At 36.6% G+C, this 13,346-nt stretch carries 16 protein-coding genes; 15 read left to right on the forward strand and 1 reads right to left on the reverse strand.

Annotated elements, in window-relative coordinates; genetic code table 11:
* The first annotated feature begins 735 nt into the window (after positions 1 to 735).
* The 8 genes from DEU40_RS17370 (at position 736) to DEU40_RS17405 (ending at position 7,109) form a co-directional block, all read left to right on the forward strand.
* The gene (locus tag DEU40_RS17370; protein WP_110011014.1) at positions 736 to 2,154 is read left to right on the forward strand and encodes a TolC family protein; all 1,419 of its coding nucleotides are present in this window, start codon (positions 736 to 738) and stop codon (positions 2,152 to 2,154) included.
* Between the two features lie 11 nt (positions 2,155 to 2,165).
* Positions 2,166 to 3,122, forward strand: a complete 957-nt coding sequence (locus tag DEU40_RS17375) for an HlyD family secretion protein (RefSeq protein WP_110011075.1) — start codon at positions 2,166 to 2,168, stop codon at positions 3,120 to 3,122.
* 62 nt (positions 3,123 to 3,184) lie between these two features.
* Complete coding sequence (locus DEU40_RS17380; RefSeq protein WP_110011015.1) at positions 3,185 to 4,393, forward strand: ABC transporter permease; 1,209 nt, start codon at positions 3,185 to 3,187, stop codon at positions 4,391 to 4,393.
* Between the two features lie 288 nt (positions 4,394 to 4,681).
* On the forward strand, positions 4,682 to 5,137 hold the full coding sequence (locus tag DEU40_RS17385) for a DUF1569 domain-containing protein (protein ID WP_110011016.1): 456 nt from the start codon (positions 4,682 to 4,684) through the stop codon (positions 5,135 to 5,137).
* Positions 5,138 to 5,148: 11 nt separating this feature from the next.
* Positions 5,149 to 5,619 (forward strand): hypothetical protein, encoded by a 471-nt coding sequence (locus DEU40_RS17390; RefSeq protein ID WP_110011017.1) that lies wholly within the window; start codon positions 5,149 to 5,151, stop codon positions 5,617 to 5,619.
* 75 nt (positions 5,620 to 5,694) lie between these two features.
* Entirely contained in the window at positions 5,695 to 6,066 is a 372-nt protein-coding gene (locus DEU40_RS17395; RefSeq protein WP_110011018.1) for a VOC family protein, read from the forward strand.
* A 16-nt stretch (positions 6,067 to 6,082) separates the two neighbouring features.
* A complete protein-coding gene (locus DEU40_RS17400; protein ID WP_228406553.1) occupies positions 6,083 to 6,631 on the forward strand; it encodes an SRPBCC family protein in 549 nt (182 codons plus the stop codon).
* 31 nt (positions 6,632 to 6,662) lie between these two features.
* Positions 6,663 to 7,109, forward strand: coding sequence for a VOC family protein (locus DEU40_RS17405; protein WP_110011019.1), 447 nt, complete (start codon positions 6,663 to 6,665; stop codon positions 7,107 to 7,109).
* A gap of 75 nt (positions 7,110 to 7,184) precedes the next feature.
* On the opposite strand, the gene DEU40_RS17410 is transcribed toward DEU40_RS17405, so the two are convergent.
* Positions 7,185 to 8,030, reverse strand: coding sequence for a T9SS type A sorting domain-containing protein (locus DEU40_RS17410; protein ID WP_110011077.1), 846 nt, complete (start codon positions 8,028 to 8,030; stop codon positions 7,185 to 7,187).
* Between the two features lie 315 nt (positions 8,031 to 8,345).
* On the opposite strand from DEU40_RS17410, the gene DEU40_RS17415 reads away from it, so the two are divergent.
* The 7 genes from DEU40_RS17415 (at position 8,346) to DEU40_RS17445 (ending at position 13,232) form a co-directional block, all read left to right on the forward strand.
* On the forward strand, positions 8,346 to 8,672 hold the full coding sequence (locus DEU40_RS17415) for a hypothetical protein (RefSeq protein WP_110011020.1): 327 nt from the start codon (positions 8,346 to 8,348) through the stop codon (positions 8,670 to 8,672).
* A gap of 11 nt (positions 8,673 to 8,683) precedes the next feature.
* The gene (locus DEU40_RS17420) at positions 8,684 to 9,316 is read left to right on the forward strand and encodes a hypothetical protein (protein WP_146207871.1); all 633 of its coding nucleotides are present in this window, start codon (positions 8,684 to 8,686) and stop codon (positions 9,314 to 9,316) included.
* Between the two features lie 21 nt (positions 9,317 to 9,337).
* Positions 9,338 to 10,114, forward strand: coding sequence for a sensor histidine kinase (locus DEU40_RS17425; protein ID WP_110011022.1), 777 nt, complete (start codon positions 9,338 to 9,340; stop codon positions 10,112 to 10,114).
* 11 nt (positions 10,115 to 10,125) lie between these two features.
* Entirely contained in the window at positions 10,126 to 10,815 is a 690-nt protein-coding gene (locus DEU40_RS17430; protein WP_110011023.1) for a response regulator transcription factor, read from the forward strand.
* A 139-nt stretch (positions 10,816 to 10,954) separates the two neighbouring features.
* The gene (locus DEU40_RS17435) at positions 10,955 to 11,347 is read left to right on the forward strand and encodes a DUF1398 domain-containing protein (protein WP_110011024.1); all 393 of its coding nucleotides are present in this window, start codon (positions 10,955 to 10,957) and stop codon (positions 11,345 to 11,347) included.
* Between the two features lie 132 nt (positions 11,348 to 11,479).
* Positions 11,480 to 12,157, forward strand: coding sequence for a DUF2490 domain-containing protein (locus DEU40_RS17440; RefSeq protein WP_110011025.1), 678 nt, complete (start codon positions 11,480 to 11,482; stop codon positions 12,155 to 12,157).
* Between the two features lie 70 nt (positions 12,158 to 12,227).
* Entirely contained in the window at positions 12,228 to 13,232 is a 1,005-nt protein-coding gene (locus DEU40_RS17445) for a bestrophin family protein (RefSeq protein WP_110011026.1), read from the forward strand.
* Positions 13,233 to 13,346: the final 114 nt, after the last annotated feature.

Raw genomic sequence — 13,346 nt, forward strand, 5'->3', positions numbered from 1 at the left:
TATTTTATTTAAAAATAAAACTTTTTACCAGATAGATTTTGAAGAAAGTAGGGTAAAAATCAAAGACGTTCACCCTACGCAAGCTAACTCAAGGTCGCTTTTATAAATATAAATGTATAAAAAATATTTGGAAGTTAACACAGAATCTAAAGCCGTTGAAAATTTTGTTCTTATTAAAGGACTAAAGTCCGTTCCTATTGAATATGATCTCTCGCAGTAAAGATTGTTTTTCAAAGGTTATCCACTCCGTTTGTCGTTCCACAGAAATCCAGCCTCCAAAATTTAAAATATAAAGGGAATAAGTACGGTTTTATTCAATAGAAATGGGCTTTAGCCCATTTAATTAAAAGATTTAAGTTTCTTTTGGCTTTAGCCTAAACTTACTCTCAATTTGACAGAGAGCAGATTATGTATTATCAAAAGTTTATCACTCCGTTTGTCGTTCCGCGGGAATTCAGCTTCCAATATTCAAACTTAGTTTTTCAAATAAACATTGCTTTATCCTCTTTATTTTCTAAGAAATATGCGGTGGAAAACTGTATGGAAAAAGTAGAGTTAAATATTTTTTTCAAAGTTTTTAGTTTTTAATTAACATTTAAACGCTTTGTTCAAAACTTTATTTTGCAGGGTTTTAAACTTAAACATATTTTAAACTTACTTTAAATTCACCATCTTGTAGAATTATCTTTAAGGATTTTAACAATTTTTGCATTATATTTGTTATAAACATAAACCATGAAAAACAATTTATTGATTTTTACGTTTAGTTTTTTTGCGTTCCCCGCTTTTGGCTGGGCACAGTCTGCACCGGATTTTAAAGAACTTCTGGATAGTGCTATGGTTCGCGATTCGAACCTCAAAATGCAGATTACCCAAAACAAACTTACCGATCTTGACGAGCACAAACTGAAAGATATCTTTCTTCCAACCCTGGAACTAAGTGGTAAAGCAGGCTATCTCAACGGAACAGCAAGACTGACGTCACCGGAATTCAATCTCGCTCCCTTTATCAATATTCCTGAAGGGACTTTCAACAATAATTTCAACGTATCAGGTTTTTCAGGTATTGCTAAGGCTGATGCTAAAATGCTGCTGTATTCAGGAGGAAAGGTGAAGTACATGAAAAAAGCAGTGGAAGAAAAGAAAAAGTCCGAAGATATCCTTCTGGAAAAAACAAAAGATGAGGTGATTGCCACCATATCCAAAGCCTATGATCAGTTAGCATTGATTCATCAGTCTAAAAAGGTTCTGGATGAAAGTAAAAAAAGATTGGATATCAACCGAAAAACGGCTGATAAAGCGCTTGGCTATGGTTTGATAACGCCTTATGACCATAAGAAAATTGAACTCGCCCAGGCTACTCTGGATGCTAAAATGGTAGAATATGAAGGGAAAAAAGAACTTCTTCTTACCCAGCTATATATTTTGACAGGGATTCAAAGAGAAAGGCTCAGAATGATTGATCCTGTACTATCTCCTGTAGAATTGCTGGCTGCAGAAAAAGGAATTGAGCAGAGAGCTGAAATCAGAGCTCTGGAACATGGAATCAGTGCGGCAGACTATAAAATAAAAGCAGAAAGAACGTGGATGATTCCTAAAGTACAACTGATGGCTTCTGCCTACTATATCGGATTGTACGGGAACAGGATAAAATCTTCGGAAAATGTAATCCCGGCAGTTCCTATACTTGGATATGAAGGAAAAAAACTGGACTGGAGACCTAATAACATCAACGTGTTTCCATTGATTACAGCAGGTGTAGGTTTTAAATGGGAAATTTTCGATGGTAAAGAAGGAAAACATGCAGAAGAAACTGCCAAAGTTGGCAAAGAAGTATTGCAGAACCAGAAAGAAGACGCCCTGAAAAAACTGACCTTGAATCTGGCTAATAATCAAACCAATTATGATATCGCTTCTGCGCAGATTACCCTGAAAGCCAAAGAAAAAGAGCTGGCTAAAAATGCACTCGTACAGGCAGAAAAAGAATTCAGATACGGAATGAGTAAATCTTCACAGCTTATTGATGCCGAAAATGATCTTGAAGTTGCGGAACTCGAATATCAGAATGCCATTTTCAACCAGAGAAGAGCGGGAATAGAACTGATGAGGTCTACCCAGGAACTGGATATCACCAAATTTTATTTAATCCCTTAAAAATTTAAATGATGCATAAAAATATATTTATACTCTTCGCTGCTCTGTTTTTATTGGGGAGCTGTGACAAAAAAAACGAGAAAATCAAAGATCCGGAAGGAAAAACCAAAAAGGATGTGATCTCTTTTGCCCCTAAAGTTACCGGAAGGATTCTGAAAATATATGTTTCTGAAGGTCAGACTGTGAAAAAAGGAGATACACTGGCGCAACTTGATGTACCGGAAGTTTCTGCAAAAATTGCACAGGCGCAAGGGGCAGTGAGTGCCGCAACAGCTCAGGAGCAAATGGCAAAAAACGGAGCGACAGCCGATCAGATGAGACAGCTTCAGGCCAAATATAAAGGATTGAAGGAACAATATGAATTTGCTCAGAAATCCTACAGAAGAGCCAATAATATGTTCCGCGACAGTTTAATGTCTCCACAGGCCCATGACGAAATCTACGCAAAATTACAGGGTGCAAAAGCACAATATGATGCTGTAGTGGCAGAACTGGATGATGTGAAAAGAGGAACCCGTTTCGAAAAAGTAGAAATGGCAGCCGGACAGGCATCACAGGCTAAAGGCGCTTTACAGGAAGCAAATGTAGCCTATTCCGAAAGGTATATCATTGCCACCAATGATATGGAAATTGAGACCATCAGCCTGAATACAGGCGAGCTGGCAACCGCTGGTTTTGCTCTGTTCAACGGATATATTCCTGAGAGTACTTTTTTCAGATTTACCATCCCGGAAAGTGCTATTTCAAAATATAAAAAAGGACAGGAGGTCACCATGCAGATAGTCTATAACAAAGAAAACCTGACAGGAACTATCGTGTATATTAAACAGCTGACAAAGTATGCTGATATCACTACGGCTTACCCGGACTATCAGTTACAAGACGCTATCTACGAGATCAAAGTAAAACCCAAAGACATGAATAAGGCTAAAAATATTTTAGTCAATGCCAATGTAATCCTGAAATAAATTGAAAGGACAGATGAAGTTTCCTGAATTTCATTTCGTTCTCCACTTATAAAAATATACAGATGAAAGAATTTTTCCGTCTTTTGAAACGTGAGTTCAAACTTTTTATCGGCAATTCCACCTTAAGGACGGTGTTCTTTTTGGCACCGGTTTTCTATGCCACCTTGCTGGGGTTTGTCTACAAAAGCGGAAAAGTTGAAAATACTCCTGTTTTGGTTGTTGATAGAGACAATACACCGTTATCCAACCAACTGACGGAAATGCTGGATGATAATAAAAGCATCAAAATTATCAGATATCTGCAGGAACCTTTAAGCATAAAAGATGAGGTGATCAGGCATGAGGCAGCTGCTGTGGTTATTATTCCCTCAAGATTTGAAGGAGATATGCTGCAAAAAAAATATCCTGAACTGAATGTGTATATCAATACAGGAAATGTTTTAACGGCCAATTTTGCATCCAAAGCACTTCAGCTGACCATCGGAACATTTTCTGCCGGAGCTTCCATCAAAGCCCTTCAGAAAGCAGGAATGCCAGCTGCAAAGGCTGCAACACAATATGAACCTTTCAAAGCCAATTATATAACCCTTTTCAATACTACAGGAAACTATCTGATCTTTATGTGGCCTGCAATGCTGGCAGTAGTGTTACAGCAGGTTATTTTATTGGCAATGGCAGTGAGTTTTGCTGCTGAATTCGAAAGAGGATCTTTTGTGAAAGAATATCTGAAAATGAAAAAATGGGCCTTCCCGACCATGTTGATAAAAGTCATTCCGATCTGGGTGTTTTCTGTTCTTATTGTAGGTATTTATTACTTTATGCACATGATTTTTCATGTTCCGATGCCGGAAGGAATACTCAATTTTATTCTCCTCACAGCGGTTTTTGTAGGATCGGTTTCGTTTCTGGGAGTATTCATCAGTATTCTGATTCCGGATGCTTTGAAGGCGACACAGATTCTTATGGTCATTGCTTCGCCGGCTTTCATTATCAGTGGTTTTACATGGCCTTTGAATGCAATGCCTGCTTTTGTACAGTTTATCGCGAATATTATTCCGTTAACTCCCTTTTTACAGGCTTTCAAGATCTTATTGATTCAAAAGGGTTCGGTAGAGCTTACCTTCCCATATCTGAAACATCTAAGTATCCTTTTAGTAATATATGCGATCATAGGCTGGATTGCTTTAAAGATCAAACTATGGTTTATTTTCAAAAAATCTGCACCCCAGGAAATTACAATTGAGGATACTTCTCGGGAAGAGATAGAGTAGTTTTTGGTTAATTTGTTGCTGGTTTTTAAGTTAGAGGTTGATAGAATGCTGGTTTGCTGGTTACTTTTGTAGTATATAGGCTGACAGATGATCAGTATCTATCCCGACAATTAAAGAGCAGGAGAAAATACGTAAAAAATAACCCGAAAAATAGCCGAAAAAATTTCGAACTCGAATTCCGTACCCCGTAACTCGTATCTCATAACAAGCACCCCTCAATTTTTTCAATCAACGATAAAAATCAAACAAAAAAACTGATATATTTGTCCATAGTAAAACAGAAATTATATGGAAAATGTATTTGATGCGAAAGATGCTCAAAACTATATAGATAGGATCAACAAATTAGTAGAAGATACTCACGGTTTATGGGGGAAAATGACTGTTGATCAGATGTTGGCTCACTGCTGCATAACCTATGAAATGGTATATGAACCGGAAAAACACAAAAAGCCGGGAGCGATTGCAAAATTTATATTAAAAACTTTTGTAAAACCTAAAGTAGTGGGAGAAAAAGCATATCCAAGAGATTCGCCTACCGCTCCACAGTTTTTGATTACCACCAGAAAGAATTTTCATGAAGAAAAAACAAGACTGATTGGTTTTATCCAGAAGACTCAGCAGCTGGGAGCAGATGCTTTCGACGGTAAAGAATCTTTTTCTTTCGGTAAACTGAATTCGCAGGAATGGAACAACATGTTTGCCAAGCACCTGAACCATCACCTGGCACAATTTGGCGTTTAAACACACTTTGTATGAAAAAACTTTTATTACTTTTCATTCTGGCTGCCAATTTTGTATTGGGTCAGATGCCTGATATTTCCAATACATGGCTGAATAACAGTAAACCTTATATAGGAACCATTGGAAATAAAGGCCAGGAACTGAAACTGAAGATCAATATCTCTGAGCAGAATAAAAAAAATGATCAGGAATATTTCGTTTCAGGATATTCTCTTGTAGATACCAGTTATGCAAAATTTGAAGGGAAAATTACCATTTCAAAATATAAAGATTCCAAAAAACAGGGAACAGTATACGGAGAATATGAGCTGGCCGAAGAGAATAAAGGAAAACATTCCGGACTTTTCAAAGGGAAGTTTGTCTACAATTTCAAATGGAATAGAAAGACAGAGAAAATTGAAGAGCAGTACATCGAACTTACAGGCGATTGGAAAAGTTATGACGGAACTATTGAATTTAAGACCCATCTTAAAAATCAGTAAAAGAACCTCATTATCTATATCATACTTAACAATACCCCAGACCTCGGGGGCTTACTTTAAAAACTTACAAACATTATGAAACTAGGCGCATTTTCAATCAGCTTAAGCGTAAAAGATCTTCAGAAATCCAAAGACTTTTATGAGAAGCTTGGGTTTACAACTATGGCAGGAACAGAAGCACAAAACTATCTGATCATGAAAAACGGTTCTACGCTGATAGGCCTTTTTCAGGCAATGTTTGATGGAAATATGCTTACCTTCAATCCGGGATGGGACGAAAATGCACAGAATCTGGAATCTTTTGATGATGTGCGTGAAATTCAGAAAAGATTAAAGGAAAGCGGAGTAGAAATCGGTAGAGAAGCCGATGAAACCACCTCCGGGCCGGAACATATCTATCTGAAAGATCCGGATGGAAATATGATTCTTATAGATCAACACAGATAATAATTAAAACACATTGATGATGAAAACATTTAAACGTATTTTTTTACTATTAGCCACATTACTAATCATTTTGCTGATTTGGGCTGCTTTTATTCCGGGTGACTGTCAATATGAAAAGTCGATTTCCATTAATGCACCTGTGGAAAAAGTATGGCAGAATACCAATACCCTCAAAGCAATGGATCAATGGAGTCCATGGAATGATCTTGATCCGGGTATGAAAAAAGAGTGGACGGGAACAACCGGCCAGCACGGAGAAAAAGTTTGCTGGGATAGTAAAAATAAACAGGCAGGAAAAGGCTGCCAGGAATTGGAAAAAGTAGATGAAGCTGGTAAAAGAATAGATACGGCAATCAAATTTCTTACCCCTTATGAAAGTGAAGCAAATGCTTACGTAACAGTAGTTCCGGAAGGAAACGGAAGTAGGGCAACATGGGGATTTACTTCTGAGATTCCTTATCCATTTACCTTGATGAAGCTGTTTATGAATATGGAGAATGCTATCGGAAAAGATTATCAGAAAGGGCTTTCACGATTAAAAGCACTGTCTGAAAAACCTCAATAAAACAAACTCAACTTAAAAAAACAAAACAATTATGGCAACAGTAAACGTTTACCTGACATTCAACGGAAACTGCAGAGAAGCATTCGATTTTTATAAATCTGTTTTCGGAGGAGAATATCCTTATATCGGAACATTTGGAGAAATGCCTCCAATGGAAGGAAAAGAAATGCCTGAAGAAGACAAAAACAAAATTATGCACGTTTCTCTTCCGATCTCTAAAGAAACGATTTTGATGGGAAGCGATACAGGAGGAGAGTGGTCTTCCAACTTCAAGGCAGGAAACAACTTCTCTATTTCTGTGAACGCTGAATCTAAAGAAGAAGCAGACAAATTATTCGGTGGTCTTTCTGCAGGCGGGCAGGTAACAATGCCAATGGCTGATACCTTCTGGGGAGCTTATTTCGGAATGTTCAGCGATAAATTCGGAATCAACTGGATGGTAAATTATGACGATCCAGCTAAAATGCAGCACTCATAAAATTTATCTTTGCACTCAAAATAATAAAAAAACCGACAGGAGCCTGTCGGTTTTTTTACTGATAAGTTGCTTTTTTTATTCCTTTTTAATGATTTTGTAGCTTCCTGATGCTGTTGTGATAAGGTAAATTCCGTCAGGGAGTTCGCTAATGTCGAATTGGTTTTCATCTTTTTCAGTTGCTACCGATTGTAAAAGTTTCCCAGACTGGTCATATAAAGAAACTTTTTCACTTTGCTTCAGACCGTCAATATAGAATATTCCGGAAGTTGGGTTAGGATAAATATTCCCTTTGCCTTTGAGGTCATTTTCTGAGGTGGCCAATGTGGAAATTTTTGTCCATGTAAATGCATCCAGGCACATATAAACATACCCTCCGGTGGATTGCAGCTGGATTTCATCAATGGTAGTATTGCTGTTATTCTGATTATTTAGGGTGGAAAGATCAATCAGGGTAAATCCGTTGTTGATACCTGTCGTTCCCGTAGTTGCATTAAATGTAGTATTAAATCCGGATGTTTTTGTGGTGGTGAACTTTGTAACTCCCCCTAATTTTCCCGTAATAATAAGTGTTCCTGATGAGGTAGACTGGTTTAAAGCAGTATTGCTTAAAAATACCCAAAACTTTGATACAGTGAATGCAGAATTGCTTTTAACACTGAAAGAGGGAGAGCTGATATTGGTTGTACCTGTGTTGTCAATATAGACGTTATCATTAGCTGTTCCGTTCCAGCCGGTGTTTGGATAATTGCCCTGAATTCTGAAAGTTCCGGCCTGTGATACGATATTGAAAGTATATCCGCTGCTGGTAAAGCTTGTGCTTCCGCCAGATGAAGTTTCAAAAGTTACAGTAGTTGTCTGTGCATTGATTGATGCAATATTACTTAAGAAAGTAAAGATTACAAAAAAGATAATTGTTTTCATGATACAGGTTTTTAATGTTAGCATAAGATCATAAGCTTCCATGACTGTTTATATGTTCACGGATTTTTCCCGTAAAAGGATACCACAAAGCAAGCGAGAAATATAAAAGGACAACAGCGTATTAAAAGCCGAATTGAAAAACAGGTAGAAATACGCAATTTTGGTGGTTTTTATTATTATAATTTTGAAAAAAGGATATTATGTTAATTAAAATGAATGTATTTCACAGTATGGTTAGTTTTTTTTCATAACTTGTAATGTGTAGCTGAAGTCACTTATTCTAAACCTATTATATAATTTAAAACGAGAAAAACTATGGAATTACCTAAACATGCAGTCTTATTAGATGACGCTAAAAAATGGATCAGCAATTGGCAGAATACAAAAATTATCGATGGAACATCTATCCGGGCCCACCTTATCCCGGCAAAGGACGTTCATGATATTTTTATTAATGACAAAGGATTTGAGAGATACAGAGGATATAATGCCATTACCGATGAAGGTGAATTTAAATTTCTTCTGGTGGGCGTAGATGCAGATAACAATGATATTGTGGATTATGATAAAGGGTATTATGTATATGACATGACAACACCCTGCCCAAGCGTATGCTCTACTGCAAAATGGTGGAACCTGTAAACTAGAGATCATTGGATCACTGGATTGAAATATTGTCGTTAATTGGAAAAGGCATTCTGCTGATTAACCTGGCAGTATACTGTATAGGTTTTTCCGGAGGAGGAAAAGCCTATACATTCTTCATCTGTTATCTGGCCTGGATATTACTGTGTGAAATTGTTTTTTACGTATTGAACTCACAGAAGATCAATAATCTGTTTTTCTCACATTATTATCTGATAGGTCAGTTTTTGTTACTGGGGTTATTCTTCCATGAAATTGTAACGGAAAAATACCAGAAAAAAACAGCACGTACACTTTTAATTATCATTCCCGTAGTTCTTGTTATACAGTATATCATATACCCCGAAAAGTATTATGTTTTTAATCTTTTTGAAATTTTTGTTACGTCTTATTCAATCATAATTCTGGCATTATTTCATTTGTATAATATACTGGATACCCAAAAGAAATACAATTATATAAGCCTGGGACTTTTACTTTATCTGATAAGCAGTACCGTAATATTTTTGTCAGGAAACCTGTATACGGTGATGAACAGAAAACTGCATAAAGAGATATGGGTTTTCAATGTTGTTATGTTTATTGTGTATCAGATTTTTATTCTGACAGACTATCTGTCTTCCCGCAAAAAAAATGTGTAATCACTGTTATGATTTTACAAAATGAATGAGAATACAATTATTTCCACTATCGTTTATACCTTTCTGGCATTTACCTTACTGGCCGTTACCCTGATTATATTTTATTATTTTTCTAATAAGAAGATAACAAGAAACCTTATTCAGAAAAAGGAGCTGGAGGTCAGATACGAGAAAGAGCTTACCCACGCCATTATCAGTGCCCAGGAAAAAGAAAGACTGAGAATTGCCCAGGATCTGCATGATGACATCAGTTCAAAACTCAGTGTGGTTTCTTTAAATATCCATCTCCTGGATTTTGATAATCTGGACAGGGAAGAATACAACGATCTGAAAAATAAAATCATACATCTGGTTAATAAAACAGCAGAAAGTGCAAGGCAGATCTCACATGATCTCCTTCCTCCGATATTAGAAAAGTTTGGGCTTCATGCTGCAATAGATGCATTGTGCTCAGAAATCAACCTATCCAAAACCCTGCAGGTAACTTATTCCAACAGCTTATACTTTGCAAAAGCGGAAGAAGAAAAAAATTTGCATATCTTTAGAATACTACAAGAGCTCATTAACAATTCCATAAAACACGGAGAAAGTATGCATATTGATATAGAATTTTTGGGAAAAGACGGAAAAAATACCTGTATCTATAAAGATGATGGGAAAGGATTTGATCTTAATGAAAATACATTGAAAGGTGGATTAGGCTTAAGAAATATCAGAAGCCGGGTAGAACTGATCAATGGAACACTGAAAATTGAAAGTGAAAACAATAAAGGAATTACCGTAGAATTTACATTTTAAATCGTTATAAAATGGAAAAGGATATAATTCGTGTCATAATTGTAGACGATGAAGCACTCTTTCGTCAGGGAATTTCATTGTTGATACAGAGAGAAAAAGATATTGAACTGGTAAGTGATTTCAGTAACGGTAAAGAGCTGCTGGATGAGCTTGTAACCCTGGAAAAACTGCCTGATATTATCCTGATGGACCTCAATATGCCGGAAATTAACGGAGTAGAAGCTACCAAACAGATCCACATCAAATATCCCCAGATTAAAATTATTGCCTTAACGAGCTATAACACGAAAGCATTTATTGTCAATATGATACAGTCCGGGGCCTGTTCCTTTCTTAAAAAAAACTCAAGCCCTGCAGAATTGCTCACGGCAATCCGGGAAGTGTACAGCAAAGGTTTCTTTTATAACAATGAGGTCATGGAAGCTTTACATCAAAACCTTACAGAACCTAAGAAAAAGGTTTCCAGTATTTTTGATGCCAATCATATTTCCAAAAGAGAAAAAGAGGTATTGGAACTCATCTGCAAACAATACAACACTTCTGAGATTGCAGATCAGCTTTTTATAAGCTCCAGAACGGTTGAAGGACACCGTAACAGCCTTCTGCTTAAAACAGGAGCTAAAAATACTGCAGGCCTGGTAGTCTATGCCATAGAAAGTAAAATTGCAGATATGAATTATTTAAAAGACAGGTTCGAATAACTATTCCTACAACTGTTTTTATTAAAAATTAAATGAAATTTATATTTTCTGATTAAATTAGCCTTTGTTTTGATAAGCAGAGCCCGATAGTTTGCTTCTGAAAAACAATAATTTATAGTTAAAACAGAAAATACAAAAGATGAAATTTACTATTGAAAACATTAAAGCAGAGCACCAAAAAGTAAAAAGCGGAGCCGATTTCCCTCAATATATTCAGGCTATAAAAACATTAGGTGTCTCTCACTACAAAGCATATGTTTCAGACGGAAATACTGAGTACTTTAATACTGACAACCAATCTGTGCAGACTGGAAACAAATACGAGGCTCTTCCCATTTCCGATACTTTAAATCTTGAAAATTTTAAAATAAGACTTAAACTTCACCAGCAGGGAGCAACAGATTATATAACTTTCTGTAAAGACTGTGCAGAAAACGGAATCAATGGCTGGACAATGAATCTTCATGCAATGACCTGTACTTATTTTGACCAGAATGAAACAGATGTTCTTACCGAACAGGTTCCAGGATAATCCTTTACAAAAAAAACGGATGCAGAACATTGCATCCGTACTTCTTTAAACTAACTTATAAAATATTGTTTGCTATTATTGATTTAAAATATTAATTTTGTTTAAAACGATAGATAATAGTAATTGGTAAATATGAGAAAGGTTTTTACGAAGTTGGCGTTCACAGTTTTAGGTTTGGGATCCATTTTGACATTTGCTCAAAAAAACGATCTGGGAGCATGGTATATGTATTTTGGAAATAACAAGATCAGCAAGAAGCTGAACTGGCACAATGAAATTCAGTACCGTAATTTTGATGCGGTTGGAGATCTCGAGCAGTTACTGATCCGTACAGGGATCGGATATGATCTTACAGAGAACAATAATAATGTTTTATTGGGATACGGCTTCATTCTCAGCCAGCCTTATGTATACGGTGAAAAAAAAGAAAATATTGAACACAGGATTTTCCAGCAGTATATTACCAAACAGAAATTCGGACGTTTTTATCTTCAGCACCGATATCGTTTGGAAGAACGTTTTCTTCAGGATGATTTCAGAATGAGATTCCGCTACATGCTGGGACTGAATATTCCGATTACTCAAAAAGAGTTACTTCCGAAAACCCTTTACGCATCAGTATATAACGAAATTTTTCTGCACTTCAACAGCCCGGTTTTCGACAGAAACAGAGTGTATGGAGCGTTAGGATATGTCATCAACAAAAACATGAGGATTGAAGCTGGTTATATGAACCAGATTCAGGAGAACAGAAACCGCGGACAGATTCAGATTGGTTTTTATAATAATATCCCGTTCACCAAAAACTAATAAAACTGTTGCTGAATGCTTCTGGAAATCATTATTTGAAAATTTAATAAACCCTATAAAATAAACACTTATGCATTCAGGAAAAAGATTCGGAGCCCGGGAGTTCATTATCTGGACCAGACGGAGCATTTACGCTTTGGTTATATTATCAGCTATTCCTACAGTCCTGTACTTTTTGGGCTGGAAGTTCCTTTCCGTTCCATGGCAGCCGATTGCGATCATGGGAACAGCAGTTGCCTTTATTGTTGGATTTAAAAACAATGCCAGCTACAGCAGACTCTGGGAAGCAAGACAGATTTACGGAGCTATTATTAATGACAGCCGCAGCTTTGGATATATCCTGAGAGATGCACTTCTTTCTAAAGACTCCGGTAAAGTAAAAGAAATGTTCCTTCGTCATTATGCATGGCTTACTGCATTGAGATTTCAGCTTCGTGAACCGCGAGCATGGGAAAACATGGGAACAGATCAGTTTGATGAATATGCTAAAAAATATGACATTCCGGAGAGACAGTCCAAACTGGATGAAGAATTGAAAAAGTATCTTTCAGAATCTGAACTTCAGTATATTCTAAGCAAAAAAAACAGAGCGACTCAACTGATAGCCAGCCAGAGTAAAGCTTTATCCGAAGTTTACGAAAAAGGAGGAATCAATGATTTTCAATGGACACAGATCAACCAGCAATTGGTGAAATTTACCGATAATCAGGGAAAAGCTGAAAGAATTAAAAACTTTCCCTATCCGAGAAATTTCTCTTCAATTACAACGTATCTATTGCTTTTATTCATTGTTTTTGTGCCTTTCGGATTATTGAAGGAGTTTGATAAATTAGGTGAAGGAACATCGGTAGAAGGCTTGACATTATGGTTTAATATTCCGTTTTCTTTATTGGTAACCTGGTGTTTCCATACATTGGACAGCGTAGGAGAGGCTTCGGTAAACCCCTTTGAAGGAAGTCCCAATGACGTTCCCATCACCCAGATCAGCCGTACGATTGAAATCGATATGAGAGATATGCTGGATGAATCTGATCTTCCGCCAGCCATTACTCCGAAGAATAATATCGTGCTTTAGATTGATCTTTTTATGATCTCAGATATTGATTAATGACAGACTTCGAATATATCTGAACCTATCAGGTATGGGAAATAATAAATATTTGATACCTAAAAATAAACATAATACTTA

It is taken from the genome of Chryseobacterium sp. AG844 (assembly GCF_003182335.1).
Lineage (GTDB): Bacteria > Bacteroidota > Bacteroidia > Flavobacteriales > Weeksellaceae > Chryseobacterium > Chryseobacterium cupriresistens.